Below are 24,702 nucleotides of genomic sequence, written 5' to 3'. Positions count from 1 at the left end.
ACGAACCGCCCTGCGCCAGCACAGAGGCGAGCCTTCCAAACGTCCCCTCCGGACAGACAGGACCGAATCATGCGCGTGCTCTCCGGCATCCAGCCGACCGGCAATCTCCACCTCGGCAATTATCTGGGCGCGATCCGCAACTGGGTGCGCATGCAGGAGGAGATGCCCGCCGCGGACGCGGCAACCGGAAGCGCCGACTCTCGCTGCTTCTTCTTCCTGGCCGATCTGCATTCGATCAGCGAGCATCTCGCGCCCGCCGATCGGCTGCGCAATGTCCGCGAGATGACGGCGGCGCTCGTCGCCTGCGGCATCGATCCGGACCGCAGCGTGCTGTTCAATCAGGCGCGCGTGCCCGCCCATGCCGAGATGCAATGGCTGCTGAACGGCACGGCGCGCATGGGCTGGCTGAACCGCATGACGCAGTTCAAGGACAAGGCCGGCAAGAACAAGGAAGGCGCCTCGATCGCGCTCTTCACCTATCCCGTGCTGCAGGCGGCCGACGTGCTGCTCTATCAGGCGACGCATGTGCCGGTGGGCGAGGACCAGAAGCAGCATCTGGAGCTGACCCGCGACATCGCGATCAAGTTCAACGCCGATTTCGATGTCGAGCTGTTCACGATTCCCGATCCCTACATCCCCAAGCAGACCGCGCGGATCATGAGCCTGCGCGACGGCACGGCGAAGATGTCCAAGTCCGATCCCTCGGACATGAGCCGCATCAACCTGACCGACGATGACGACACGCTGGTCCAGAAGGTGCGCAAGGCCAGGACCGATCCCGAGCCGATCCCGGCCGATCCCGCCGAGCTGGAAGGTCGCGCTGAAGCGACCAACCTGATCGACATCTATGCCGCTTTCTCCGGGCAGGACCGTGCCGCCATCTGCGCGGCGTTCGGCGGGCAGGGCTTCGGCGCGTTCAAGCCGGCGCTGGCCGATCTGCTCGTGCATCATCTGGCGCCGATCCGGGATCGCTATGTCGCGCTCAAGGACGACGATGCCGCGCTCGATGCGATCCTGGTCAAGGGTGCCGGGAAGGCGGCGGAGGCGGCCGCGCCCACCCTCAAGGGTGCTTATGAAGCCATGGGCTTGATGCGCTGAACGTCATCTCGCGACGACGCCTGCACGGAACGCATTCAAGGCCAGTTCATTTGACCTAAGGTATTGTCCGGTCCACTACGTCTATGGGACATATAGTCGCCCGAGAAACGGACATCACAATGAACACAAGGTCCATCTTGCTCCTCGCCGCAGCGTCCGCCCTGACGCTGGGAGGACTTTCCGGATGCGCGACGCCCTTCAAGGCGGATGTCGCGCGCTTCCAGCAATTGCCGCCCGCGCAGGGCCAGAGCTTCACGGTGCAGCCCGGCAATCCCGAGCTCTCCGGCAGCCTGGAGTTCGCGCATTATGCCGATCTGGTGGCCCAGCGCCTGACCGCGCAGGGCTATACCCGCGCGGCCGATCCGGGCTCGGCCCAACTGGTCGTCAGCCTCGATTACGGCATCGACAAGGGCACGCAGCGCATCCGCTCCAGCGGCTTCGCGCGCGATCCCTTCTTTTATGACCCCTTCTTCTACCCCGGTTACTATCGCGGCTGGGGCGGCGGCTGGCGCGGGCGCTACGCGCTCGGCTGGTACGATCCGTTCCTCTGGGGACCGGGCTATGACGATGTCGAGAGCTATCTGGTCTACCAGAGCAAGCTCAGCATGAGCATCAATCGCGCCGGCGGCGAGCGCCTGTTCGAAGGGACGGCGCGGGCGCAATCGGTGAGCAGCAAGCTCACCTATCTCGTGCCGAACCTCATCGACGCGCTGTTCACGGGCTTCCCTGGCAGGAGCGGCGAAGAGATCAAGGTGACGGTGGCACCGGAACCGAAGAACTGAACGCGACGGGTCAGGCGCCGCCGCGGGGCTCCGCCAGCGGTTCCTGCCCGGCAGCGAGCTTGCGCTCGCGGAACAGCGTCCGGTCGGCCTGATCGAACGACAGCCGCCAGACCATCAGGCAATAGGCGGCGAGCATCGCCGGAATGCCGATCACCAGCTCGATCCATTCATAGCGCTGCGGCAGCAGGGTGACGGCCATCCCGCCGATCGCCACGACGAGACCGCAAATGACGAGGCTCGCCCGCCAGATGGCGATGCGGCTGCCGAGCAGGCTGCCGAGCAGCCAGGACTTGGACAGCGAGCTTACCGTGAGCGCGATCGCCAGCGCGATGGCCGGCGTGGCGGCGATATACATGTCCGGCAGTTCGAGGCGCCGCGCCGCCATGATGAGCGCCAACGTCAGCGCGGCCTGCATGACGATGGTGAGGATCGACAGGCTGAGATTGCGAAGGCGCGCCATGTAGACGAGCGCCGCTTCGCTCACCACGGCAGGCGTGGCCAGCACTTCGGCCGCGAGCAGACAGGCGAGCGCGCCGGTGCCGCCCACGAAGGTCGGGCCGACCAGCCCCATCACCGCCTCGCCCGGAATCCCGAGCGCGAGCGCGACGCCGAGTTGCGCCGCGACGATCCAGAAACCGACCTGGCTCACCTGATGGGCGATCGCCGGCAGATTGCCGAGCTTCAGATTGCGCGTGATGACCGGGCTCAGGATCGGCTCGAAGCTGGTCTTGAGCTTCTGCGGCAGCGAGGCGACCTGTTGCGCGACATAATAGATGCCGACCACCGACGGCGTCGCGAACAGGCCGAGAATCGCGAGATCGAGCCGGCGCGTCGCCCACTCGATCGCATCGGCTGCGGCCAGCGGCAAATTGCGGATCGCGAGCCGCCACAGGCGCATGGGATGCGGCCGCCAGCCTTTCGGCAGGCCGTAGTGGCGCAGCAGCGGCCAGAAAGCGGCGAGCATCGCCGCGCTCATCGCACAGACATAGGCAAGGATCAGCCCGTCGCGCTCCGAATAGAAATAGAAGCCCAGCGCCGCGACGCTGATCGTCCACGGCTCGACGATGGAGCGCGCGTGGACCGAGGCGGCGATGTTGAACTGATAGGCGCAGGCCGCAAGCGCCACATCGGTCAGCGCGATGGCGATGACGATGAGCGGCAACAGGCGATCGAGCCCGTTAAGCCCGCTGTTGGGGAACATCGCTTCCGGGAAGATCAGCAATATGCCCGCGGTCGCACAGCTGCCGATCAAGCACAGGAGCAGCCCGTCCGCCACGATGTGCGACTGATCGCGCGGATCGCGCGCCAATTGCTCGGCAAGGCCGCGTTTGAGGCCCATCGTCGCAAGTTGCGCCGCGAATTCGACGACAAGCACGGCGTAAGCGAAGCGGCCGAGTACCGAGGCGCCATAGAGCCGGCCGGCAATGAACAGGAACGGAATGCGCGCCGCGAGGCGCAGCAGGAAGCCGAAGACGTTGGCACGCCCGCCGCGCGCGAGCGCCGCGATGTCATCGCGCTCGGCTTGCTCGGCCTGCCCCGGCGCTTTGGTCATGCAAGGCGCTCCCCCGCGGCGCCCGTTGGCGCGCGCGGTCTCTCAATAGGCGTAACCGAACGGGCAGGCAAAGCTTCTCGTTCCCTCACTCGGCGCGGAGCGGGCGCGCAAGTAGCGCGCCAATGACATCGCTCACGCCCTGCTCGCCCGCAAGCAAGGCGCAAACCGCCGCCGTCACCGGCATGTCGATGCCATAAGCGCGCGCAATTTCGAGCAGAACCGGCGCGGTGGAAGCCCCTTCGGCAACGGTGCGCCGGTCGGTCATCAAAGCGGCGGCGCTCTTGCCTTCGCCCAGCCCCTTGCCGAGCGCGAAGTTGCGCGAGCGGCGGGAAGAGCAGGTGAGCACGAGATCGCCGAGCCCGGAGAGGCCGGCGAGCGTCTCCGCACGCGCGCCCAGCGCCAGGCCGAAACGCGACATCTCCGCGAAGCCACGCGCGATCAGGGCCGCGCGGGCATTCTGGCCAAGGCCGGCCCCATCAACGACACCACAGGCAATGGCGAGCACATTCTTGACCGCGCCGCCGATCTCCGCTCCCACGACATCGTCGGAGACATAGGGCCGCAGCGTCGGTCGCGCGATGACGTCCGCCAGCAACCGGGCTAGCGCTTCCTCTTCTGCGGCGAGCGTTACCGCCGTCGGCAGGCCGCCGGCGACTTCGTTCGCGAAGGTCGGACCGGACAGCACGGCGACCGGCGAGCCCGGCATCGCCTCGCGCGCGACTTGATGCATCAGCTTGTGCGTGACCGCCTCGATGCCCTTGGCGCAGAGGATCAGGGGCTGCCCTTCCGGCGCGAGGCGCCCGAGAATGGCGCGCATATGCTGAGCGGGCGTGACCACCAGCAGCATGCGTGCCTCCGCCATGACCGCAACGTCGTCGGTCGCGCGGACACGGTCGGACAGTCGCACGCCCGGCAGATAGGCGGGATTCTCGCGATGCACGTTGATCGAGCCCACCACCGAACCGTTGCGTGCCCATAGCATGACGTCGCTCCCGCCGGAAGCGAGCACCTGGGCCAGCGCCGTGCCCCAGGCGCCGCCGCCGATGACACCGATAGGTAGCGCGCTCATGCCTTGACCCCCGCGCCGCGCACGGCTTCCGCCGCCGGATCGAGCGGCCAGCGCGGCCGCGCCGGGAAAGCGAGATCGTCGGTGAGGCCGGCGGCAAAACGCTCGCAGCCAGCCCAGCCGATCATCGCTGCATTGTCCGTGCAGAGCCAAAGCGGCGGCGCGACAAAAGGCAGATCATGGCGACGGGCGAGGTCTTCCAGCGCGGCGCGCACGGCGCCATTGGCTGCGACACCGCCCGCGACGACCAGAGCAGTAGGCCGATCCGCGACAGCCAGCGCGCGCGCTGTGCGATCGACGAGGCAATCGACCACCGCCTGCTGAAAGCTCGCCGCGATGTCAGCATCGTTCCATTGCCCGCCGTCGATGGCGCGCATGACCGCACTCTTGAGGCCGGCGAAGGAGAAATGCGGCTCGGCTGTCCCGATCAGGGGACGCGGCAACGGCACCGCACGCGGATCGCCATCGCGCGCCAGCACCTCGACCCTGGGGCCGCCGGGAATGCCGAGACCGAGCAGCTTCGCGGTCTTGTCGAACGCCTCACCGGCCGCATCGTCGATGGTAGTGGCGAGGCGGCGATAGTCGCCGACACCACGCACTTCCAGCAGTTGGCAATGCCCGCCCGAGACGAGCAGCAGCAAATAGGGAAACCGGAGCGCCGGATCGGCAAGGCGCGGTGAGAGCGCATGCCCCTCCAGATGATTGACCGCGACGAGCGGCTTGCCGGCCGCATGGGCCAGCGCCTTACCCGTCACCAGGCCGACCATCACGCCGCCGATGAGGCCCGGACCGGCTGTTGCCGCAACCGCATCGACATCGGCCAGGGTCATGCCGGCATCGTCGAGCGCGGCCTGCACGAGCGGGATCAGCGCCTCGACATGCGCGCGCGCGGCAATCTCCGGCACGACGCCGCCATAAGGACGGTGCGCGGCCTCCTGACCGGCAAGACGATGGGCGAGGATCGTGCGATCCCCGGACACCAGGGCGGCCGCTGTCTCGTCACAGCTCGATTCCAGGCCGAGGATGATAGGCATGGCGCTTCCCTCTAGAGAGGTGTGCGCTTAGGGTCTATCGGCATTCCACTCATGATCGATCCCATGCCGACAGCTTCATCGCCCTTTCGTCTCGGTTCGCGCGGTTCGCCACTGGCGCTGGCGCAGGCTGAGCTCACCATATCCGCGCTGATCGCAACCCATGGCTGGCCGCGCGAGGCGATTCGCCTCGTCACCGTCACGACCAGCGGCGATCGCATCCAGGACAGGGCGCTGGCCGAGATCGGCGGCAAGGCGCTCTGGACCAAGGAGCTGGACCGGGCGCTGCTGGAAGGCGAGATCGACTGCGCCGTCCATTCGATGAAAGATGTCGAGACGGTTCGACCCGAGGCGATCCGCATTGCGGCCATGCTGCCGCGTGCGGCGGTCGAAGACCGGCTGATCGGAGCGCCGTCCATTGCCGCGCTGCCCGAGCGGGCCGTCGTCGGCACGAGCTCGCCGCGCCGGGCGGCGCAGCTCAAGGCCCTGCGCCCGGACCTGCAGACGACCCTGCTGCGCGGCAATGTGGCAACGCGCCTTGCGCGCGTCGAGGCGGGCGATCTCGATGCGACCCTGCTCGCGGCGGCCGGTCTCGACCGACTCGGCCTTGGAGATATCGGTGCCGCAATTCCGGTCGATACACTGCTCCCCGCCGTGGCGCAGGGCGCGGTCGGCATCGAGTGTCGGGCCGCCGATGATCGTGCGCAGACGCTGCTTGCCGCGATCGGCGATGCCGATACCGAGCGTTGCGTCCTTGCCGAGCGGGCCGTGCTGCTGGCGCTTGGCGGATCATGTCACAGCCCGATCGCCGCGCTGGCGCGCGTATCCGGCGACGATCTGCACCTGCGTGCCCAGATCTTGAGCGAGGACGGCGGTGAGCAGGTGAACGAAGAAGCGATCTTGCCGGGAAGCAATACCGAGAGTGCCGGAGCACTCGGCAAGCGCTTGCTGGCGCGCGCCAGCCCCGCCCTGCGCGCGCTCTTCACGGTATGAACCGGCCACTTGTGCTGCTGCGGCCTCAACCGGGCAATGATCGCTCGGCGGAGCCGGCTCGTGCGCTCGGCCTTGAGGTGATCCAGTTCCCGTTGTTCGAGATCATCCCGGTCGAAGATGAACCGATACCGGAAGGCCCCTTCGATGCGCTGCTGGTCACGAGCGCCAGCGGCGCGCGCCATGGTGCCGCGACGCTGGCCAAATTCGCGGGCTTGCCGGTGTTCACGGTGGGGGAGGCCAGTGCGCAAGCCGTGCGGGCGCAAGGCGTCACCAATGTCCATATCGGCGGCGGCGACGCAGCAACCACCATTCCGCTTCTCACTCAGGCGGGGCATCGGCAAGTGCTTCATTTGTGCGGCGAGGAGGTGCGCCCGTTCGATCCGCTCGGCCTCATCATCGCGCGGCACGTCGTCTATCGCGCCGAAGCGCGCGACATGCGGCCCTTCACCAAGGCGTTCGCGACACTGCCGTCGTCCGTCATCGCCATTCATTCCCCGGCGGCCGGGCGGCGCCTGAACGCGCTGCTGCCGCCCTCGCATCGCAACCATTTCCTGCTCGCGATCAGCCAGGCAGCGCTCGACTCTTGTGGCAAAGGCTGGCGCAAAGGTCATGTCTCCCCGTCCCCGGACGATACGGCCTTGCTGCGCCTCGCCACGTCGCTATGTATGGGCGCCTCGTAATCGACCCGGCAGGAGGCATGGCAAGCAACGCACCGGACGGCACTGGCGACGACGCCCTGACCGACGCGCCGCGGCCTTCCCGGACCCGGCTGATCATTGCGCTCGCCTTGCTTGCGTTCGTTATCGGCCTTGCCGCCATGACCTGGGTCGTGATCAACTGGCAAGGCGGCCTGCGCTTCGGCACGCTGGATCCGGCGGCCATGCCGTCCGGCCCCGCCACCATGCTCAACAGCGCCGACGGCGCGGACCCGACCCAGGGCATGCCCGACGCCCGCGGATCGACGCGCGGCGCTAGCGAGGTGCTGAACGCGGCGACGCAAGTCGATCAGGTCGCTGCGCTCGAACAGCGGCTGACGCGGGTCGCCGTCGCAGCGGAGGCCGCATCGGGCTATGCCAATCGCGCGGAAGCCATGATGATCGCCTTCGCCGCCCGGCGCGCGCTCGATACCGGTACGTCGCTCGGTTATGTCGAGGCGCAGCTGCGCCTGCTGTTCGGCGAGGCGCAGCCCAAGGCCGTCGCCACCATCGTCAACGCCGCCGAGAAGCCCGTGACGCTCGGTACCTTGCGGGCGGGGCTGGTGACGATCGGCACGGCGGTCGAGCGCGGCAGCCCCAATGAAGGCTGGTGGTCTGCCGCGATGCGCGAATTGCGCGGACTGGCTGTCATCCGCCAAGCCGATGCGCCATCGCCCGAGCCGCGCGAGCGGCTGGCCCGGGCGCGGCTCAACGTCGAGTCCGGACAGATCGAGGCGGCAATCGGCGAAGTCTCAAGCCTTTCGCGCCAGCCGGAAATGACGCAGTGGCTGGAGCAGGCCCGCCGCTACAACGAAGCGCGCCGCGCGCTCGACGTGATCGAGGCAGCGGCGATCCTCGAGCCGCGCACCGCGCCGGTGGTGACGCCCGTGGCCCAGCCGGCGCCTGCCACGCCCGCCCGGCCCTAGCTCAGCCGAGGAAGATTGCGGCCAGATTGGCCGGCACGCGCATCAGCCGGCGGCTCTCGATCTCGACCATGGCCCAGGTCGTACGGGCCGAAACCTTCGCCTTTCCGTCCTCGCCGATGAACTCGATCAGCCGATCAAACCGCGCCCCGCGCGGCGGCTCGGCGACATGGGTGCGGGCGATGACCGCCTCGCCCTGCACGACATTGCCGCGATAGTCGATCTCGTGCCGGGTCACGACCCAGGCGTAGAGCGCCTGCGCCTCGGCGGGTGCCAGCGCCTGCCAGTGCGCGGTGGCGATCGCCTCCATCCAGCGAACCCAGACCGCGTTGTTGACGTGGCCCATGATGTCGATGTCATCCGCCTCGGCCACGAAGCGCATCTCGAACGGCTTGCCCATGAAGCGCGCTATAGGCCAGCGGGCGGCGCGGGTAAAAGCCCTTGCCATTGGGTGGTGTCTTGCTAGGCTAAGACAGTTGGCGGTGACGGGAGGGCTAATATGGTGCGCAAGATGATCGCGGTGGCGGGCACGAGCCTGCTGGCCGGCGCTGCCACGATCGCGCTGGCCCAGGCATCCGCGCCCCCTCCGTCCCCGCAGGCCATCCCTTCCCCGACCGCCGCGCAAGCGCAGATCCAGGCAGCCGACCGCGCGCGCCTTTCCGAGACGATCGCGCAGGCGCTCAAGCCGCTTTCGCTCGCCGACGGCCGGCCGGGCGGCGAGGGCGGCGCATGGCTGACCGGCAAGATGGCGCAGGCCGATATCCTGATGATCGGCGAAACACACGGCACGGGCAGCATTGCGCAGGCAGCGGGCCTGCTGGTCGATGCGCTGCCGATCGATCGCCCGCTCGCCTATGCGCTCGAGATCAGTCCGATCGGAGCCGCAACGCAGGAACCGCTGCTGCGCGGTCCGGCCGAGCGGCTCGATGCCTATATGGCCGACCCGCGTCGCGCGATCAGCTTCGCGTTCCTCAACCTGCGCGAAGAGGCCGATCTGGCGCGCAAGATGCTGGGCCGCGCGGGAGCGAAGCAGGGTGCGCTCTGGGGCATCGACCAGGAATTCGCGTCCTCCGCGCCGCTGCTGCTCGACCGGCTGGACGGCTGGGCCAGGACGCCGGCGCAGAAAGCGGCGGTCGCCGCCGCGCGGGACAAGAGCAAGCCGTTGATGGCGCTGACCAGCTTCAAGGACGAGATCTACAAGCCGCTGGAGAGTGCCTTCGCCAAGGGCCCCACGGCGGCGCGGCAGCTGATCGCCGACATGAAGCTCTCCGGCGAGATCTACCGGCTGCAGGACAGCCCGGCAGCGAACCTCTCCAACCGGATGCGCGAGGACTATATGAAGCGCAACTTCCTGGCGCACTGGCGCGCGGCCGGGAAGACGCCGCCGCGCACCGTCATGAAGTTCGGCGCCTACCACCTTACCGCCGGCCTCTCGCCCACATACACGCCCGCGCTCGGCAGTTTCGTCAACGCGCTGGCGCTGATGGAGGGCAGGAAGACGTTCAGCGTGATGATCGTCTGCGGGCCGGACGGCGAGCAGATCGACTTTCGCGGCACGATCTCCGGTTGCCGCGAGGACTTCGAGGCGACGGCAGGCATGTTCTATCGCCATCTCGCCACCGATGGCCCGACGCTGATCGACACCGCGCCGCTGCGCCTCATCCCCGGCACGTTGCGGCGGCAGGGCGTGAGCGAGGACATGCGCAGCTACATCAACAGCTATGATGCGATCATCGTCCTCAAGGGCGCCAAGGCGGCGACGCCGTTCGCCCGGCCGTTGCCGAGCTTCTTCGAGGGAATGTAAGTCAGCCCGCTTGATCAGCTTTCCACCCCCAGCTGCCACAGGATGAAGGCGAACTCCTCCGCCGTTTCGCGCAGGGACTCCCAGCGGCCGGACTTGCCGCCATGGCCGGCTTCCATGTTGGTCTTGAGCAAGAGCAGATTGTCGTCCGTCTTGGTCGCCCGCAGCCGCGCGACCCATTTGGCGGGCTCCCAATAGGTCACGCGGGGATCGTTGAGGCCGGCCGTGACCAGCATCGGCGGATAGGGCTGCGCGGTCACATTGTCGTAGGGCGAGTAGCTGGCGATCAGATCATAGGCGGCGGCGTCCTCGATGGGATTGCCCCATTCCGGCCATTCGCCCGGCGTCAGCGGCAGGGTCTCGTCCAGCATCGTGTTGAGCACGTCGACAAAGGGCACATGCGCGACGACGGCACCCCAGAGCGCGGGATCGCTGTTGACGATCGCGCCCATCAGTTCGCCGCCGGCCGAGCCGCCCGAGGTCGCGATGCGGCCCGCTGCGGTATAGCCGTGCTCGACCAGCCCCTTCGCCACGTCGACGAAATCGTTGAACGTGTTGGTGCGCTTTTCGAGCTTGCCGTCCTTGTACCATTGCTGGCCGAGATCATCGCCGCCGCGAATATGGGCGATGGCGAAGGCGAAGCCGCGATCGACGAGGCTGAGCCGCGAAGTGCCGAAGCCTGGCTCGATGGCGATGCCATAAGCGCCATAGCCATAGAGATAAAGCGGGCGGGAGCCGTCCATCGGATGATCGCGCCGGTGCAGCACCGAGACCGGGATCGGCGTGCCGTCGCGGGCCGGGATCAGCAGGCGCTCGGTCGCATAGAGCGAGGAGTCGAAGCCCGAGGGGATCTCCTGGACCTTCAGGACCTCGCGGCGGCCGTCTGCCAGATAATAATCCAGCACGGTCTCGGGCGAGACCATCGACTCATAGCTGATGCGCAGCTTGGTGACATCATATTCGGGATTGTCGTCGAGCCCGGCGACGTAGCTCGCTTCCGGGAAATCGAGGCGCTGCGCCGCGTGCGTCGCATAGTCGCGGATCTCGATCTGATCTAGGCCGTTCTCGCGTCCTTCGGTCACATAGAAGGTTTTGAACAAGCTGACGTCGGTGAGGTAGAACTGGTCCGAGGCAGGCAGCACTTCGTCCCAGTGGTCCGGCGTCTCGACCCGTGCGCGGGCGAGGCGGAAATTGGGATGGGTGTCGTTGGTGCGGATGTAGAGCCAGCCGTCATGCTCGTCCGCATCATATTCGCGCTCGGCGACGCGGGCCGAGACGAGGATCGGCGTGGCGGTCGGGTTGTTGGCGGGCACGAGGCGGACTTCGCTGGTCACATGATCTCCGGTGGCGAGCACGATCCAGTTCTCCGCCGAGGTGAGGCCGACCGAGACGCGGAAGCCCTCATCCTCTTCCTTGAATAGCTCGATGTCGGCGCTCGCCTCCGTGCCGATCCTGTGCAGCATCGCGCGATCGGTGCGCCATTGGGCATTGGCCGGGGCATAGACGATGCCGCTGTCGTCGCTGGTCCAGACGAGAGCGGAGAGCACGTCCGGGATGACGTCGCTCAACAGTTCGCCGGTCGTCAGATCCTTGATGCGGACGGTGTAACGCTCCGAGCCATTATCATCGATGGCATAGGCCAGCAGGCGATCGTCATTGGAAATGGCAACGGCGCCGAGGCGGAAATAATCCTTCCCGTCCGCCAGCGCCGGTTCGTCGACGATCAGCTCGTCGGCCGATCCGTCTGCGGGCGCATCGGCGCGGCGGCGCCAGTGGCGGCGATATTGCTCGCCCGTCTCGAAGGTGCTCCAGTAGACATAGGCGCCATCCTTCTGCGGGACGGACTTGTCCTCCTCCTTGATGCGCGCCTTCATCTCCTCGAACAGCGCATCGGTCAGCGGCTTGTGCGCCGCCATATGCGCTTCGAAAAATGCATTCTCGGCCTTGAGATAATCGAGCACGTCCGGGTCCGTGACGTCCGGATAGCCGGGATCGCGCAGCCAGGCCCAGGGATCGCTGAGGGTGCGATTATGATGGAGGGTCTGGTGCGGGCGTTGCGCCGCGATTGGCGGCTGAGGCGTTTCGGTCATCGACGGGAGATAGGCGCAGCGGCGCGGCGGCTCAATGGCGTTGCGCGCTGCAACCAATTGCCCCGGCTCAAAGGATGAGCGCGAAACCGCCGACGATCAGGCCCACGATGGCCCCGAGACCCGCTACCAGATCGATCGCGCCCGACCCGACGACGTGGCCGAAGCCCCGGAAGGACTCGACGCCATATTGGTTGGTCCGATCAAAGCTGCGCTTGTTGCGCCAGACTATGGCCGCGATCGACAGGCCGATCAGCAACAGCGGCTTTAAGTTTCCCCCCATCGGATGGAACAGGCTCGGCGGAATTAGGAACACATAGATCAGGATGACCGCCGTCACGCCGAGGCCGAACAAGGGCGTCCGCCACAGCGGCGTCGCGGAAGCGGGCGCTGCCGCGGCAGGCGCGGCGGGCGCTGGCGCGGGAGTCACGGCCGGGCTCGCCGTCGGCTGCCCCGTCCCGGCGAGCGGATAGATGTCGATCGCGCGCCCGTCCGCTATGTCGAAATCGACACGGCCACCGGCGACGGGCGAGTCCGCGCCGCGCCAGTCGGATTTGCCGAACCGATAGCGTGCGCCGTCCTCCCCGGTGATCGCGCCGCCATCGACATCGCTATAGCCGAGAATGTCCCCCTTCATGTCCCACTCCTCCCGTTCGATCCCTCGCATCCGTCTCTGCGCAAAAACGGCCAGATCCCGATCGAGGCCGCATTTTCCTGTATATTTCGTATCTTATGAAGTTTCCCGGAAGCGCACAAGCCGGCGCGGATAGACCGGCGAAGCGGCATGGGCGCAGGACCGACTGGCGATTGCCAAACATTGCGCTTTCGAACGCAGCGCGCGAAAAGACGGCGATGACCGAGACCAACTATGTGCCACTGACCCGCCTCGAAGCGCTGGTGCGCGATGCCATGGCCGGCATCGGATCCGAGCGGGACGTGCTGGCCGAACTGATGACGGCGCGGATTTGCGTGCCCTCGACGACGGACGTGCAGAGCGAAGGCGACGCGATGACGCCGCTCACCCTCCAGAGCCGCCGCTTCGGGACGCCGATGATCGTCGCGTTCGATGACAGCAGCCATATCGACCGCGAAGTCAGCGGCCGGGCGCGCTATGCGCTCGACATGGATGGCGCGTGGCTGGTGCGCAGCATCGCGCCAGGACGCGGACTGATGCTGTTCGTCGGCCCGACGATGGGCTGCGAGCTTTCGGCCGAGTTGCTGGCCGAGGCCCGCGCCGCCGGGTGAAATAGGATCACAGCCGCGCAACTTTCTTTCGAAGGTTACGAAGGTTACGGGGTCGGCACTTATTCGCGCGGGAGATTTGTGCATTTGGCGGCTTTTTGATCGAGGGAATCGATTAGTCGCCATGCCATGGGTCGGTGGCTGTAGGACAGCGTTTTTGGCCTTCTCCCTGGAGGGAGAGGGCACTATCATCTCTGCACCCTCAGCCGCCCTCGCCCAGCACATGACGGCTTAGCGCAGGGCAATCGATCGGGCCGGTGCCGATGACGGCAGGACCTTTCTTCTCGTTGAGGCCAAGCGCGCCACCGATCGACTTTGCGACGGCGCCGAGGATCGTCCCGGCATCCCGTTTGCCGCTGCCGAGGCCGGAAAGCTGGACCTGCGGCGCGGAGAGCGTGCCGCCGATCACGATCGGATCGATCATGGGGAGGCCGCTCGACTTGCGCGACTGGCCGCCGATGGTCAACGCGATGCGCTCGCTCGCGAGATCGATCGTGCCGGTGCCGCGGCTGCGCGCGACGGACGTATCGAGCAGGAAGGGCGCTGCGGTGAGCCGGCCTTGCCGCGCCTCGAACCCGACGACGACGCAGGCTAGCGGCACCCGGCTCTCGCCGTCGCCAAGCGCCGCGCCGATCGTCTTGCCCATGTCCTGCGCCAGCACGGCGGCGGCGAGGCGGACGACATAGCCATTGGCGGCGGCGAGGCCGATCCGCCCGTCGGCGTGGCCAAGCGCCTCGCGGATGGTATCGCCCCGGCCACGCAATCGGAGCCGCGCGCGGTAGGGCGCGTCGATCTTGTCCTGCGCGTTCAGCAACGGCCCAAGCCGTCCGTCGCTGAAGCGCAGATCCACATCCAGCAAGGGCCTGGCGCCCTGGCGATGGTCCACCACGAGACGCCCGGTCATGCGGCCATTGGTGAGGCCAGCCTCGATAGTATCGAGCGTCAGCACCTTGCCTTCAAGCCGAACGGTTCCCTTGAGCGAACGAAAGACCGAGGGCGTGCGGAACAGGAGCTTGCGCGCGGTGAAGCGGATCTGGCCATCGGTCGGCCCGACTTTCGAGAGATTGATGCGGGTGTTGGGAAGGACGCGCTCGCCGATGCGGGCTTCCAGCGCGGCCTGCTCGGCCTTGCCTTGCGCATCCGCCAGATCGTCGAAATCGAAAGCCGCGAAATCGATCGTGGCGTCGATCTTCGTGCGGCCGTCGCGCTTCAATATGTCGGCGCGACCGATGAGCGGCGAGCGGCCGATGCGGCCGGCCAGCCGATCGACGAACCAGTCGCGCCCGCTATGGCGGACACTGGCGCGCAGATCGATCGGCTGCGTACCGAACAGGCCTGCCTGGATGATGTCGTCCAGATATTTGAGCGAGGGCGCGCGAGCATTCATGTCGAGCGTCATGTCGCGGATGTTGAGCGCACCCATCATGCGGCCGCTGGCGCGCAGATCGAGCAGGGGCGACGCGATGGCGAGGGTGAAGGGATAAGGCTGCTTGCGATCGCGATCGAGGATGGCGGGGCCTGCGAGCGTCAGGCGCGCCGGCGCATCGTGGAAGCGGCCATTGCCGGCGAGCGCGACACCCCGACCGTCCGCGCGCAGGCCGCCAACGAGCGAGAGATGCCGTTTCTCGTCGCGCAGGGTGAAGCGGCCATCGGGGATGAGGAGTTGCGAAAAGCCGCGACCGGTGTCGCTGCGCGCCGGACGATCGCTGCTCCAGTTGGAGCGCCCCTGTGCATCGCGCACGAGATTGGCGGCGAGGCCGCGCGCCTCGATCCCGTCCGGCCGGAGCCCGTGCCCGAGCAGGATCGGCAGGACGGGCACGCGCAGGCGCAATTGCGCGACGCGGAGCAGATCGCCTTTCCCTGCCCAGCCGGGCTGCGCGATCCGCAGATCATGCGCGACGATGATCGGCGTGAAGGAGAAGGCGGGTTCTCGGGAGAGGCGGCCGATGGTGACGGGCGCGCCGATCCGGTCCGACATGCGCCGTTCGATCCGGTCCCGTGCCCAGCCGACCGGGAAGGTTGCCGCGAGCAGCACGATCAGGAGCAGAAGCGCGAGGGTGACGAGGCCGACGATCCGCCAGGGGCGCGGGTTGCGCCATCGCGCGCTCGCGGGCGGCGCAGGCAGTTCTGTCGTGTTTTCGGCCTGCATCACCGGACAAACGCAGCGACCGGCGGTGAGTTCCTCGGGACGAGTCGTGTCGGGCGGCGTTCAGGCGCCAGGGCCGTCATACTCTTGCGTCACGTCCTGCTTGGTGCCGCACAGGCGGACGACCTGACGACCCTCGATCACGGGAATGGCGGAGAGGCGCATCCAGCGGACATCGCCATCGGGCCGGCGAATCTGCGCGTCCAGCGTGAAACCACGGCGGTGACGGATCGCATAGGCGCGCAGTTCCTCCATCGCGATGCGCGAATCGGGCAGATAGAGCGAGGCTGCCAGCGGGCGCTCGATCGGTTCGCCCTCGGGAAAGCCGAACAATTCATAGACCGGCGCCGTCCAATTGAGGCTGTTATCCTTGAGGTCGCATTGCCAGATGCCGATGCCCATCTGCGCGAAGGGATCGGGATAGAATGGCGGCGGCTGCACATCATCCAGCGCGGCAACCAGATTGCCGAGGGGAAGGCGCAATGTGGCCTCGTAAAGCGGCCAGCTGTGCGTGAGCGGCAGGGGCGAAACGGCAACCACGAAATCGATCCTTCGTTTTTTCTATTCTTAAGAACTGCTCTCTTACCGCGAGGTTAGCGCCCCATCATGCCGCGCTGAATCTCTCGGCGCTAGCGTGCTGCGACAAAAGGCTTATGTTGGCGATAACCAAAACATTCTTCCGACCAGGAACCCTGTATGTCCACTCATGAAGATCGCCTCAAGGCCCTGCGCGCGCAGCTCAAGCGCCAGTCGCTCGACGGCTTCGTCGTTCCGCTCACCGACGAGCATCTCTCCGAATATGTCGGCGCCTATGCGCAGCGCCTCGCCTGGCTGACCGGGTTTCTGGGATCGGCGGGCAGCGCGGTCGTGCTGCCGGAGGAAGCGGCGATCTTCACCGACGGGCGCTACACGCTGCAGGTGCGCGATCAGGTGGACGGCAAGCATTGGGACTATGTCGGCGTGCCGCAGACCAGTGTCGCCGCGTGGCTGGGCGATCATGCCGTGGGCGGCGCGCGCATCGGCTATGATCCCTGGCTGCACACCAAGCGCTGGGTCGAGGAAGCGACGCGCGCGCTCGGCAAGAAGGGCGCGACTCTCGTGCCGGTCGAGAGCAATCCGGTCGATGCCGTGTGGGACGACCGGCCGGAGCCGAGCAAGGCCAAGCTGGTGCCGCATGAGGAGCGCCACGCCGGCAAGACCAGCGCGCAGAAGCGCGACGAGATGGGCGACTGGATGAGGGCCGAGGGGATCGACGCGACGGTGCTGACCGCGCTCGATTCGATCGCCTGGACGTTCAACATCCGCGGCGCGGACGTCTCGCGCACGCCGGTGGCGCTGGCTTATGCGCTGCTCCATGCCGACGGGAAGGCGGAGCTGTTCGTCGACCCCGAGAAGGTGGACGCGAGCGTGCGCGCGCATCTCGGCAATGCGATCACCATCCGCGACCGGGCGGAGTTCACCGGGGCGCTCAGCGATCTCGCCGGCAAGACCGTCGCGGTCGACCCGGAGCGGGCCGTCGCCGCGATCTTCGAGACGCTGGACAAGGCCGGCGCCACGATCAAGCCGCTGCGCGACCCGGCCGTGCTGCCCAAGGCGATCAAGAACGCCACCGAAGTCACCGGCCACAAGAGCGCGCAGGCCCGCGACGGCGCGGCGCTCTCCCGGTTCCTGCACTGGCTCTCGATCGAAGGGCCCAAGGGCGGGCAGACCGAGATCAGTGTGGCCGACCGGCTGCAGAAATTCCGCGAGGAGACCGGCGCGCTCGTGGACCTGAGCTTCGACACGATCGCGGGCTCCGGCCCGAATGGCGCGGTGGTGCATTACAAGGCGAGCGAGGAGACCTGCCGCCCGGTCGAGACGGGCACGCTGCTGCTGGTCGATTCGGGCGGGCAATATCGCGACGGTACGACCGACATCACCCGCACCATGGCGATGGGTACGCCGACCGACGAGATGCGCCATCGCTTCACGCTGGTGCTGAAGGGCCATATCGCGCTCGCCTGCGCGCAATTCCCGGTCGGCACACGCGGCGGGCAGCTCGACATTCTCGCGCGCCAGTTCCTCTGGGCCGAGGGCCTCGATTATGCGCATGGCACCGGCCATGGCGTCGGCAGCTTCCTCTCGGTGCATGAGGGGCCGCAGCGCATCGCGACCTTCGGCGGCGGCGACGAGCCGCTGCAGGCGGGCATGATCCTCTCCAACGAGCCGGGCTATTACAAGACCGGCGCCTATGGCATCCGCATCGAGAATCTGGTGCTGGTGGTCGAACGCGGCGAGGGTGAGGACAAGGCCTTTCTCGGCTTCGAGACGCTGAGCCATGCGCCGATCGACCGCAACCTCATCGAGACGAGCCTGCTCTCGCCTGCCGAGCGCGACTGGGTCGATGCCTATCACGCCAGGACGCTGGAGATCGTCGGCCCGCAGCTCGACGGCGAGGCCAAGGCCTGGCTGGAAGCGGCCTGCGCGCCGCTCTGACGGGGTGAAACCCAAGCACCGGATCGAGGCTGCACAGACCGACGACGATCTGCGCAGCGTCGCCGCCCTGTTCGCCGATTATGCGGCCTGGCTGCCGATCGACCTTGGCTATCAGGACTTCGAGGCGGAGCTGGCCGGGCTGCCGGGCAAATATGCGCCGCCGCAGGGTGCGCTGCTGATCGCGCGGGATGTGGGCGGCGGAGTGATCGGCTGCGTGGGGCTGCGGGCACTGGACGAACCGGGCGTCTGCGAGATGAAGCGGCTGTACCTCAAGCCCCAGGCGCGCGGGACGGGTCTGGGCAAGGCGCTGGCCGAGGCGATCGTGGAGGCGGCGCGGGAGCGAGGTTATACCGAGATGCGGCTCGATACGCTGGAAAGCATGAACGGGGCGATCGGGCTTTACGAGCGCATGGGATTCGTTCGGATCGCGCCCTATTATTCGCCGACGCCCGAAGGCACAGTGTTCATGGGGCTGCGGCTTTGACCTTCCTTCGTTCGTCCTGAGTAGCTGCTGAGCGAAGTCGAAGCGGCGTATCGAAGGATAGCGCGGCCCTTCGATACAGGGCTTCGACAAGCTCAGCCCTTACTCAGGGCGAACGGTGTGGTTTGTTGGCGCCATTTTCCGGTCGAACCAGACCAGCAGCAGGCCGACGATGAGAAAGCCGAGCGCGATCACCGCGACGTTGAACGCGACCTGCCCCCAGCCGAGCTGAGCGACATTGATGAACGGATAGGCATATTTGCCATCCGCATCGGCGCGGGCGATCGCATAAGGCAGATAGAGCAGCGGCAGGATCGCCCAGCGCAACGGATCGAGCCGGGTAAGGCCGCCTCTCGGCACGAAGACGAGCCAGAACAAGGCGATCAGCAGCGGCACGGCATAATGCAGCAGATAATTGGCGATCTGGGCATTGCCGGTCAGATGCTCGATGTTGCGCAGCAGGGTCGTGTATATGACGCCGATCAGCCCCATGACGAGCGTGACGCCGCCGAGGCGGCTGGGCGTGGCGATCCGCCGTAAGCCGAGCGCCGCAGAAAGCAGCACCAGGGCCGTCAGTGCGTTGCCGATGATCGTGAAGAAACGCAGCATCGCCCAGAGCGCATCCGGGGCGGTGCCGCTCTTCTCCAGCGACACGGTGAACTGGAAGGCGAGACCGGCAATGCCGACAAGCGCCACCAGTCCCGCCGCACAGCGCGCGATCGGGGAGAGAGACATAAGCGGCACTCCTGTCTTGTCCGGCCGGCTATTTCTGGCAGCTTGGACAATAGAAGGTCGAGCGGCCGGAATCGACCCGTCGCCGCACGATCCCGCCGCACGGGCAGACCTCTCCCTCGCGCCCGTAGACGCGCCAGTCCTTGGCGAAATAGCCGAGCTCGCCATCCGGCCGGGCATAATCGCGCAGGGTAGAGCCGCCCGCGGCGATGGCGGCGCGGAGCACTTCCCTGATCGCCTCGACCAGCTTCACCAGCCGCGCCTTCGAGATGCGCCCCGCCTCGCGCGTCGGCGCGACGCCGGCGATGTTCAGCGCCTCGCAGACATAGATGTTGCCGAGGCCGGCGATGATGCGCTGATCGAGCAGCATGGCCTTGATTGGCGCAATGCGGTTTTCGAGCGCCTTTGCCAGATAGTCCACGGTCAGCTCATCGCCGAGCGGCTCCGGGCCGAGCCCAGCGAAATGCCTGTAGCCGGAGAGCGCCGCGCTCTCGACCAGATGGACGAAGCCGAAACGGCGCGGATCGTGCAACGCGAGCCGATGGCCCGCCGTCTCGACCAGGAGATGATCATGCTTGCCGATCTCGGCCGGATCGATGCGCCATCGGCCGGACATGCCGAGATGGAAGATCATCGTGTCGCCGCGATCGGTCTCGACCAGCCCATATTTGGCGCGGCGGCCAAGGCCGGTGACGGTGGCGCCCGTAAGACGCTGGCGCAGGTCCGGCGGGAAGGGAAAGCGCATGTCGGCGCGGCGGGTCTCGACGAGGGTCAGGCGCGCGCCATCCAGCACGGTGCGCAGACCGGCGACGGTGGTCTCTACTTCGGGAAGCTCGGGCATCGCGCCTATCTAGGCGTCCGATGCTCTCAAAGCCAGAGTTGCCAGGGGAGGAGCAAGGGCGTCGCGAGGATGAGCGCGAGGCCGAGCATGAAACGCCGCTTGCCGCCGACGGCGAGCGCATCCGGCACGAGACCGGTCGGCCGCGCCCAGAGGAACGGGCAGGAGATGAGCGCGAGGAAGCCAAGGCCGCGCGCGACATCCCTGGCGCCCACGAAGCCGCCATCGACCCACAGGCTGAGGCCCGTGAGCGCGAAGGCGATGGTGAAGAGCCACATGATGAGGCGCATGTCCCAGAGGACGGATTGACGAGGCCGGGATTTAGGGTGGTGGATGATTTGGGAAACACTGGCCACCCCCGCCATCCCGCGCTAGCAGGGCGGCATGGCCCTTACCGACGATCTCGCGCTTGCCCAGCGCCTTGCCGATGCCGCCGGCGCGGCGATCCGCCCGTTCTTCCGCGCGCGATACGAGATCGAGGACAAGGACGACGCCTCGCCGGTGACCGAGGCGGACCGCGCCGCCGAGATCGCGATCCGCGACCTGCTGGAGAAGGAGCGACCGGGCGACGGGATCGTCGGCGAGGAATATGGCGCGACGCGCAGCGAAGCGGCCCGGCAATGGGTGCTCGATCCGATCGACGGCACGCGCAGCTTCATCGCCGGGCGACCGATCTTCGGCACGCTGATCGCACTGATGCAGGATGGCTGGCCGATCCTTGGCATCATCGACCAGCCGATCAGCGGCGAGCGCTGGGCGGGCGCGATGGGCATGCCGACGACCTACAACGGCAAGGCAGTGCGCACCCGATCCTGCCGGGCGCTGGATCAGGCGATCCTCGCAACCACCGGCCCGCAATTCTTTCCCGGCCACACGGCGGAGCATTTTTCCATCCTCGGCGGGCAGTGCCGCGACACCATCTGGGGCGGCGACTGCTACAACTATGCGCTGGTCGCGAACGGCCATATCGACATCGTTGTGGAAGCCGGCCTCAAGCTGCACGATCTCGCCGCGCTGGTCCCCATCGTCGAGGGGGCGGGCGGGCGCATGTGCGACTGGGCGGGTGACCCGCTGACCGATGCGAGCGACGGCAATGTGGTCGCGATCGGCGACCCGGCGCGGCTCGACGATGTCATCGAGGCGCTGTCACACCACCCTCACGGCTGACCATCCCCCGCCTGGTCCTGCGACCGGGCCAACCAAGCCGGCGGGGTGCGGCCCCGGACTGCCGCCGCGATCAACCCGTCCGGCAATGCCCGGGCCGCCGGCGCCAGGGCGCCATGCTCCAAATGCGATCCGCGCGTTGCCGCGCATGAGATTTAGCGGGATTTCCGGGGAAACCGGGCCAGCGGATGGACATTTTATTTCGGGGCGCTCGAACGATGGTCGTTATCGCCCATGGCCGTGCCGTCTAAGGTCACACGAAGGTCACACCGTCGGCGTGTGAAATTGGCTTCGGGGCGAGGGGAGAGCGCTAACTTCCGGGATTTTAACGAGGTCAAAGAGCGGCGGGTCGTGTGCCCGGTGCAAGTGCCGTGACATGAATCGAAAGGCGTAGGACAGCGGCTTTCTCCGATGGGCCCTTCTTCGATCTGCTGCCGGAAAGGGAAGGCTTGGGGTGCGTGGGCATGGCGGGGACGACTGGCTGCAAGCGATTGGGAACATCGCCAATCGCCCTCTCCCGTAAGCGGGAGAGGGCTAAGTGCGCTTCCCATCCCCTTCCGCCGTTCCCTGCAAAGCGTCGAAAGCCATTGCCGAGCGCATATCTATCCGATATGTAATGTTATACCATGATGGAAATGGAGAGCGACTATGGCCAATACCGCGTTCGATGCGCCCCGCCCGATGTCCGATCTCAACACGACGCCGCTGATCGACGTGCTGCTCGTGCTCCTCGTCATGCTGATCCTGACCATTCCGCTGCAGACGCATCAGGTTGCGATCGATCTGCCGACCATGGTCCCGCCCAAGACGCTCCAGCCCGATCCGGTGCGCAACCGCGTCACCATCGACGGCAGCGACGTCATCCGCTGGAACGGCGCGGCGGTCAGCGAGGCGCAGCTGCGCGTGCTGCTGCGCCAGAGCATGGCCCTGGCGGTGGAACCGGCGCTGGACCTGCAGCCCGATGCCGAGGCGCGCTATGCGCTGGTCGATGCCATATTGGCTGCCATCAAGCGGGCGGGCGTCACGAAGCTCGGCCTGCCGGGCAATGCGGCCTATCATAGCGCGTTCTAAAGCCGGTCAGGCGGCCGCGCCTTCCAGATCGGCGCGGGTGAAGGCGGGATAGACGGGCAGCTCCGGCACGCCGGCGATGCGTGGCTCGCCTTCCCCGCGCCAGATGGCGCAGACGACGCCGATGATCTGCGCGCCCGCTGCCCGCACCAAGGGCACGGCATCGGCGATCGCGCCGCCGGTCGAGATCACATCCTCGACGAGCAGCATGCGCTTGCCGCTGACGTCGCCGCCCTCCACCGCGAGACAGGTGCCATAATCCTTGGCCTGCTTGCGCACGAAGACGGCGGGCACCCCCGAAGCCAGCGACATGGCGGTCGCGATCGGTACGCCGCCCAGCTCCAGCCCGGCCAGGACCTGCGTCTCGCCCGGCACGAGCGAGAGCATCGCGTCGGCAAGGCGGCGGAGCAGCGCTGGATCGCCCTCGAAGCGATATTTGTCGAAATAGATGTCGGCGATGGTGCCGGAGCGCAGCAGGAAGCTGCCGCGCAGGGTGGCGATGGCCGCGAGATCGGCGGCGAGCGTTGCGTCGGTCATGGCTTCACTCGCTACCGTAGGGCGCGCGCCTATTTCGCCGGACCGTCGAGCGCCTGCACCGTCGCCGTCGCGGGCGGATCGTTCGCCATGCTCGCCGCGACCTTCTCGGCCGCCGCCATGACGCGCAGGATGTTGCCGCCTGCGAGCTTGGCGATGTTCTCGTCGCTCCAGCCGCGCCGCATCAGCTCCAGCAGCAGCGGCGGATAGGCCTCCACGCCGTCCATCCCCTCGGGCAGGAAGGGCAGGCCGTCATAATCGCCGCCGAGGCCGACAAAGTCATGACCCGCGACTTTCGCGATGTGATCGACATGATCGGCGACGACGGAGAGCGTCACCTTGGGCTGGGGATTGGCCTGGAGCCAGGCGTCGTTGGCGGCCTTCGCACGGTCGGGCTGGCCAAGATAGAGCGAGGCGTTGAGCGCGGCCTGCGCGGCCTGCTGCGCGTTCCATTGCCGCAACGGCTCGGAAATGAAGCCCGGCGCGAAATTGACCATGACGACGCCGCCGTTCTTCGCGACTTCCTTCAGCACCAGATCGGGCACGTTGCGCGGATGATCGGCCGGCGCGCGGGCGCTGGAGTGCGAGAAAATGACCGGCGCCTTGCTGGCGGCGATCGCGTCCAGCATCGTCGCCTCGCTCACATGGCTGAGGTCCACCAGCATGCCGAGCCGGTTCATCTCGCGCACGACCTCGACGCCGAATTTGGTGAGGCCGTCATGCCTGGGGGCATCGGTGGCGCTGTCCGCCCAGCTGATCGTCTTGCTGTGCGTAAGCGTCAGATAGCCGACGCCGAGTTCGTGATAGGCGCGCAGGACCGAGAAGCTCTCGTCGATCTGGCCGCCGCCTTCCGCGCCCATGAGCGAGGCGATCTTGCCCGCCTTGTGCGCCGCGCGCACTTCCGCCGCCGTGCGCACAAGCTGGAAGTCCTGCGGGTAGCGCGCGACGAACGACTTCACGATGTCGATCTGCTCCAGCGTCTTCTTGACCTGCTCGAGCGGGGAAAGATTGGCCGACACATAGACCGACCAGAACTGGCCGCCGACCATGCCCTGCTTAAGCCGCTCGATGTCGGTGTCGTACTTGACCGGATCGAGTTTGTTCAGGTCCATCGTCCAGCGCTGGTCCTTGCCTTCGCTGGCGAGCGCGCCCGGCCAGTCGTTGTGCCCGTCGATCAGCGGCGTCGCCTTCAGAATTTTCTTGAGGCGCGGCAGCAGCGGATCATTGGGATCGGCCGGGGCCGCCGAAGCGACCGTGGCGGTTGCGAGAAGGACGCCGAAAAGGGCGGAGGCGAGCGTGGAGCGGGTTTTGTGCATAGCAGCATTTGAGCAGAACTCGACCGCGCTGGAAAGCCCCCGCGACGATGTTTTCTGGCCATGCTTTCCAGAACCCTAATCATCTCCGGCAGGGATTTGTTTGGGTGGCGCGCGGTAAGTCCGGCTCTGTATGTGGGGGTGCGCGGTGCGTGATATTGTCAGCCTGTTCGAGGACCATGACGCCGTCGATGCGCTCGCGGATCGGCTCATCGCGTCGGCGCGTCCCGGACAGGCAAGCGCCGACGCCTGCCTGACCCTGATGGCGGAGCTTTCCTCGGTCCTGGAACGTCTGCTGCCAACGGCCGCAAGCACCGCCAACGGGGCACCGGACCTGAGCGCCGCCTTGCCGTTCATGGGCCGGATCGAGACGCTCCAGGCCGAGCTCGCCGAGCTCGGCGACCATTGGGTCAGCTATGTAGCGCACTGGAGCGCGGCGCAGATCGGTGCGGAGCGCAGTCGCTATTCCGGCGAGACCACCGATCTCATGACTGTCTTCAAACTGCGCCTCGTGCAGGATCTGGGCGCGCCGATGGTGCTGGCACATACGGACTGAGCCGCCTGCCGCAGCCCCTGTTTTCGACTCGGGCCGAGCGCAGAGGGCAGGACGCCAATTGGCCGCAAATATGCCGGTCTGAGCGCGTTCCGGCCGCGAAGATGGCAAAGTTCGCAGCTAATTGC

At 67.1% G+C, this 24,702-nt stretch carries 25 protein-coding genes; 12 read left to right on the top strand and 13 right to left on the bottom strand.

What is annotated here, in order from left to right; translation table 11 throughout:
* Positions 1 to 69: 69 nt before the first annotated feature.
* Together trpS and KM135_RS14080 are read left to right on the top strand one after the other, a co-directional pair.
* A complete protein-coding gene (gene trpS / locus KM135_RS14085; protein WP_221714646.1) occupies positions 70 to 1,098 on the top strand; it encodes a tryptophan--tRNA ligase in 1,029 nt (342 codons plus the stop codon).
* 119 nt (positions 1,099 to 1,217) lie between these two features.
* Entirely contained in the window at positions 1,218 to 1,880 is a 663-nt protein-coding gene (locus tag KM135_RS14080; RefSeq protein WP_221714645.1) for a DUF4136 domain-containing protein, read from the top strand.
* A 10-nt stretch (positions 1,881 to 1,890) separates the two neighbouring features.
* Here the strand turns inward: KM135_RS14080 and KM135_RS14075 are convergent, their stop codons facing one another.
* The 3 genes from KM135_RS14075 to tsaD form a co-directional block, all read right to left on the bottom strand.
* Positions 1,891 to 3,432 (bottom strand): lipopolysaccharide biosynthesis protein, encoded by a 1,542-nt coding sequence (locus tag KM135_RS14075; RefSeq protein ID WP_221714644.1) that lies wholly within the window; start codon positions 3,430 to 3,432, stop codon positions 1,891 to 1,893.
* An 85-nt stretch (positions 3,433 to 3,517) separates the two neighbouring features.
* The gene (locus KM135_RS14070; protein ID WP_221714643.1) at positions 3,518 to 4,501 is read right to left on the bottom strand and encodes an NAD(P)H-dependent glycerol-3-phosphate dehydrogenase; all 984 of its coding nucleotides are present in this window, start codon (positions 4,499 to 4,501) and stop codon (positions 3,518 to 3,520) included.
* The gene (gene tsaD / locus KM135_RS14065) at positions 4,498 to 5,532 is read right to left on the bottom strand and encodes a tRNA (adenosine(37)-N6)-threonylcarbamoyltransferase complex transferase subunit TsaD (protein ID WP_221714642.1); all 1,035 of its coding nucleotides are present in this window, start codon (positions 5,530 to 5,532) and stop codon (positions 4,498 to 4,500) included. The genes KM135_RS14070 and tsaD overlap by 4 nt, the downstream gene beginning before the upstream one ends.
* 63 nt (positions 5,533 to 5,595) lie before the next feature.
* Here tsaD and hemC point away from each other — a divergent pair, with 63 nt between their 5' ends.
* From hemC to KM135_RS14050, 3 genes are read left to right on the top strand one after another with little or no spacing between them, the layout of a single operon-like run.
* The gene (gene hemC / locus KM135_RS14060) at positions 5,596 to 6,522 is read left to right on the top strand and encodes a hydroxymethylbilane synthase (protein WP_221714641.1); all 927 of its coding nucleotides are present in this window, start codon (positions 5,596 to 5,598) and stop codon (positions 6,520 to 6,522) included.
* Positions 6,519 to 7,202, top strand: a complete 684-nt coding sequence (locus tag KM135_RS14055; protein WP_221714640.1) for a uroporphyrinogen-III synthase — start codon at positions 6,519 to 6,521, stop codon at positions 7,200 to 7,202. The genes hemC and KM135_RS14055 overlap by 4 nt, the downstream gene beginning before the upstream one ends.
* A 17-nt stretch (positions 7,203 to 7,219) precedes the next feature.
* The gene (locus tag KM135_RS14050; protein WP_221714639.1) at positions 7,220 to 8,143 is read left to right on the top strand and encodes an MICOS complex subunit MIC60; all 924 of its coding nucleotides are present in this window, start codon (positions 7,220 to 7,222) and stop codon (positions 8,141 to 8,143) included.
* A 1-nt stretch (position 8,144) separates the two neighbouring features.
* Here the strand turns inward: KM135_RS14050 and KM135_RS14045 are convergent, their stop codons facing one another.
* Positions 8,145 to 8,540: an acyl-CoA thioesterase gene (locus KM135_RS14045; RefSeq protein WP_221714708.1), complete on the bottom strand. Its 396-nt coding sequence runs from the start codon at positions 8,538 to 8,540 to the stop codon at positions 8,145 to 8,147.
* A gap of 99 nt (positions 8,541 to 8,639) precedes the next feature.
* Between KM135_RS14045 and KM135_RS14040 the strand changes: the two genes are divergently transcribed.
* Positions 8,640 to 9,944, top strand: coding sequence for a hypothetical protein (locus KM135_RS14040; protein ID WP_221714638.1), 1,305 nt, complete (start codon positions 8,640 to 8,642; stop codon positions 9,942 to 9,944).
* A 14-nt stretch (positions 9,945 to 9,958) separates the two neighbouring features.
* On the opposite strand, the gene KM135_RS14035 is transcribed toward KM135_RS14040, so the two are convergent.
* Positions 9,959 to 12,031 (bottom strand): S9 family peptidase, encoded by a 2,073-nt coding sequence (locus KM135_RS14035; protein WP_221714637.1) that lies wholly within the window; start codon positions 12,029 to 12,031, stop codon positions 9,959 to 9,961.
* 67 nt (positions 12,032 to 12,098) lie between these two features.
* Complete coding sequence (locus KM135_RS14030; protein WP_221714636.1) at positions 12,099 to 12,665, bottom strand: hypothetical protein; 567 nt, start codon at positions 12,663 to 12,665, stop codon at positions 12,099 to 12,101.
* Between the two features lie 215 nt (positions 12,666 to 12,880).
* On the opposite strand from KM135_RS14030, the gene KM135_RS14025 reads away from it, so the two are divergent.
* Positions 12,881 to 13,273, top strand: coding sequence for an SseB family protein (locus KM135_RS14025; protein WP_221714635.1), 393 nt, complete (start codon positions 12,881 to 12,883; stop codon positions 13,271 to 13,273).
* A gap of 199 nt (positions 13,274 to 13,472) precedes the next feature.
* Here the strand turns inward: KM135_RS14025 and KM135_RS14020 are convergent, their stop codons facing one another.
* Complete coding sequence (locus tag KM135_RS14020) at positions 13,473 to 15,419, bottom strand: AsmA family protein (RefSeq protein ID WP_221714634.1); 1,947 nt, start codon at positions 15,417 to 15,419, stop codon at positions 13,473 to 13,475.
* A 60-nt stretch (positions 15,420 to 15,479) separates the two neighbouring features.
* Positions 15,480 to 15,956 (bottom strand): PAS domain-containing protein, encoded by a 477-nt coding sequence (locus KM135_RS14015; RefSeq protein WP_343228197.1) that lies wholly within the window; start codon positions 15,954 to 15,956, stop codon positions 15,480 to 15,482.
* A gap of 156 nt (positions 15,957 to 16,112) precedes the next feature.
* Here KM135_RS14015 and KM135_RS14010 point away from each other — a divergent pair, with 156 nt between their 5' ends.
* Together KM135_RS14010 and KM135_RS14005 are read left to right on the top strand one after the other, a co-directional pair.
* Positions 16,113 to 17,891: an aminopeptidase P family protein gene (locus tag KM135_RS14010; RefSeq protein WP_221714633.1), complete on the top strand. Its 1,779-nt coding sequence runs from the start codon at positions 16,113 to 16,115 to the stop codon at positions 17,889 to 17,891.
* A 4-nt stretch (positions 17,892 to 17,895) separates the two neighbouring features.
* On the top strand, positions 17,896 to 18,375 hold the full coding sequence (locus tag KM135_RS14005) for a GNAT family N-acetyltransferase (RefSeq protein WP_221714632.1): 480 nt from the start codon (positions 17,896 to 17,898) through the stop codon (positions 18,373 to 18,375).
* A gap of 99 nt (positions 18,376 to 18,474) precedes the next feature.
* On the opposite strand, the gene KM135_RS14000 is transcribed toward KM135_RS14005, so the two are convergent.
* Genes KM135_RS14000 through KM135_RS13990 form a run of 3 tightly spaced genes read right to left on the bottom strand, consistent with a single transcriptional unit; the run spans position 18,475 to position 20,232 of the window.
* On the bottom strand, positions 18,475 to 19,107 hold the full coding sequence (locus tag KM135_RS14000) for a Pr6Pr family membrane protein (RefSeq protein ID WP_221714631.1): 633 nt from the start codon (positions 19,105 to 19,107) through the stop codon (positions 18,475 to 18,477).
* A 28-nt stretch (positions 19,108 to 19,135) separates the two neighbouring features.
* The gene (gene mutM, locus KM135_RS13995) at positions 19,136 to 19,945 is read right to left on the bottom strand and encodes a bifunctional DNA-formamidopyrimidine glycosylase/DNA-(apurinic or apyrimidinic site) lyase (protein WP_221714630.1); all 810 of its coding nucleotides are present in this window, start codon (positions 19,943 to 19,945) and stop codon (positions 19,136 to 19,138) included.
* 26 nt (positions 19,946 to 19,971) lie between these two features.
* Positions 19,972 to 20,232 (bottom strand): hypothetical protein, encoded by a 261-nt coding sequence (locus KM135_RS13990; protein ID WP_221714629.1) that lies wholly within the window; start codon positions 20,230 to 20,232, stop codon positions 19,972 to 19,974.
* Positions 20,233 to 20,326: 94 nt separating this feature from the next.
* Here KM135_RS13990 and hisN point away from each other — a divergent pair, with 94 nt between their 5' ends.
* Both hisN and KM135_RS13980 read left to right on the top strand, forming a co-directional pair.
* Positions 20,327 to 21,109, top strand: coding sequence for a histidinol-phosphatase (gene hisN, locus KM135_RS13985; RefSeq protein WP_221714628.1), 783 nt, complete (start codon positions 20,327 to 20,329; stop codon positions 21,107 to 21,109).
* A gap of 645 nt (positions 21,110 to 21,754) precedes the next feature.
* Positions 21,755 to 22,177: an ExbD/TolR family protein gene (locus tag KM135_RS13980; protein ID WP_221714627.1), complete on the top strand. Its 423-nt coding sequence runs from the start codon at positions 21,755 to 21,757 to the stop codon at positions 22,175 to 22,177.
* Positions 22,178 to 22,183: 6 nt separating this feature from the next.
* Here KM135_RS13980 and pyrE read toward each other — a convergent pair whose 3' ends face one another.
* Entirely contained in the window at positions 22,184 to 22,711 is a 528-nt protein-coding gene (pyrE, locus tag KM135_RS13975; RefSeq protein WP_221714626.1) for an orotate phosphoribosyltransferase, read from the bottom strand.
* A gap of 29 nt (positions 22,712 to 22,740) precedes the next feature.
* Complete coding sequence (locus KM135_RS13970; RefSeq protein WP_221714625.1) at positions 22,741 to 24,024, bottom strand: dipeptidase; 1,284 nt, start codon at positions 24,022 to 24,024, stop codon at positions 22,741 to 22,743.
* 145 nt (positions 24,025 to 24,169) lie between these two features.
* Here KM135_RS13970 and KM135_RS13965 point away from each other — a divergent pair, with 145 nt between their 5' ends.
* Positions 24,170 to 24,577 (top strand): hypothetical protein, encoded by a 408-nt coding sequence (locus KM135_RS13965; protein WP_221714624.1) that lies wholly within the window; start codon positions 24,170 to 24,172, stop codon positions 24,575 to 24,577.
* Positions 24,578 to 24,702: the final 125 nt, after the last annotated feature.

It is taken from the genome of Sphingobium xanthum (genome assembly GCF_019737615.1).
In the GTDB taxonomy this organism is placed as follows: domain Bacteria; phylum Pseudomonadota; class Alphaproteobacteria; order Sphingomonadales; family Sphingomonadaceae; genus Sphingobium; species Sphingobium xanthum.
The sequence above is the reverse complement of the archived record's forward strand: the minus strand, read 5'-3'. Positions and strand labels throughout refer to the sequence as shown.

Excerpts from the sequence above, each read along its gene's own strand:
- hisN (WP_221714628.1), top strand. The coding sequence starts at position 20,327 with ATGGCCCTTACCGACGATCTCGCGCTTGCCCAGCGCCTTGCCGATGCC.
- KM135_RS13990 (WP_221714629.1), bottom strand. The coding sequence starts at position 20,232 with ATGCGCCTCATCATGTGGCTCTTCACCATCGCCTTCGCGCTCACGGGC.
- KM135_RS14055 (WP_221714640.1), top strand. The coding sequence starts at position 6,519 with ATGAACCGGCCACTTGTGCTGCTGCGGCCTCAACCGGGCAATGATCGC.
- KM135_RS14075 (WP_221714644.1), bottom strand. The coding sequence starts at position 3,432 with ATGACCAAAGCGCCGGGGCAGGCCGAGCAAGCCGAGCGCGATGACATC.
- KM135_RS14070 (WP_221714643.1), bottom strand. The coding sequence starts at position 4,501 with ATGAGCGCGCTACCTATCGGTGTCATCGGCGGCGGCGCCTGGGGCACG.
- KM135_RS14035 (WP_221714637.1), bottom strand. The coding sequence starts at position 12,031 with ATGACCGAAACGCCTCAGCCGCCAATCGCGGCGCAACGCCCGCACCAG.
- KM135_RS14025 (WP_221714635.1), top strand. The coding sequence starts at position 12,881 with ATGACCGAGACCAACTATGTGCCACTGACCCGCCTCGAAGCGCTGGTG.
- KM135_RS14040 (WP_221714638.1), top strand. The coding sequence starts at position 8,640 with ATGGTGCGCAAGATGATCGCGGTGGCGGGCACGAGCCTGCTGGCCGGC.
- hemC (WP_221714641.1), top strand. The coding sequence starts at position 5,596 with ATGCCGACAGCTTCATCGCCCTTTCGTCTCGGTTCGCGCGGTTCGCCA.
- KM135_RS13970 (WP_221714625.1), bottom strand. The coding sequence starts at position 24,024 with ATGCACAAAACCCGCTCCACGCTCGCCTCCGCCCTTTTCGGCGTCCTT.
- KM135_RS14030 (WP_221714636.1), bottom strand. The coding sequence starts at position 12,665 with ATGAAGGGGGACATTCTCGGCTATAGCGATGTCGATGGCGGCGCGATC.
- KM135_RS14045 (WP_221714708.1), bottom strand. The coding sequence starts at position 8,540 with ATGGGCAAGCCGTTCGAGATGCGCTTCGTGGCCGAGGCGGATGACATC.
- pyrE (WP_221714626.1), bottom strand. The coding sequence starts at position 22,711 with ATGACCGACGCAACGCTCGCCGCCGATCTCGCGGCCATCGCCACCCTG.
- KM135_RS14080 (WP_221714645.1), top strand. The coding sequence starts at position 1,218 with ATGAACACAAGGTCCATCTTGCTCCTCGCCGCAGCGTCCGCCCTGACG.
- KM135_RS14020 (WP_221714634.1), bottom strand. The coding sequence starts at position 15,419 with ATGCAGGCCGAAAACACGACAGAACTGCCTGCGCCGCCCGCGAGCGCG.
- mutM (WP_221714630.1), bottom strand. The coding sequence starts at position 19,945 with ATGCCCGAGCTTCCCGAAGTAGAGACCACCGTCGCCGGTCTGCGCACC.
- KM135_RS14010 (WP_221714633.1), top strand. The coding sequence starts at position 16,113 with ATGTCCACTCATGAAGATCGCCTCAAGGCCCTGCGCGCGCAGCTCAAG.
- KM135_RS14000 (WP_221714631.1), bottom strand. The coding sequence starts at position 19,107 with ATGTCTCTCTCCCCGATCGCGCGCTGTGCGGCGGGACTGGTGGCGCTT.
- trpS (WP_221714646.1), top strand. The coding sequence starts at position 70 with ATGCGCGTGCTCTCCGGCATCCAGCCGACCGGCAATCTCCACCTCGGC.
- KM135_RS14050 (WP_221714639.1), top strand. The coding sequence starts at position 7,220 with ATGGCAAGCAACGCACCGGACGGCACTGGCGACGACGCCCTGACCGAC.
- KM135_RS13980 (WP_221714627.1), top strand. The coding sequence starts at position 21,755 with ATGGCCAATACCGCGTTCGATGCGCCCCGCCCGATGTCCGATCTCAAC.
- tsaD (WP_221714642.1), bottom strand. The coding sequence starts at position 5,532 with ATGCCTATCATCCTCGGCCTGGAATCGAGCTGTGACGAGACAGCGGCC.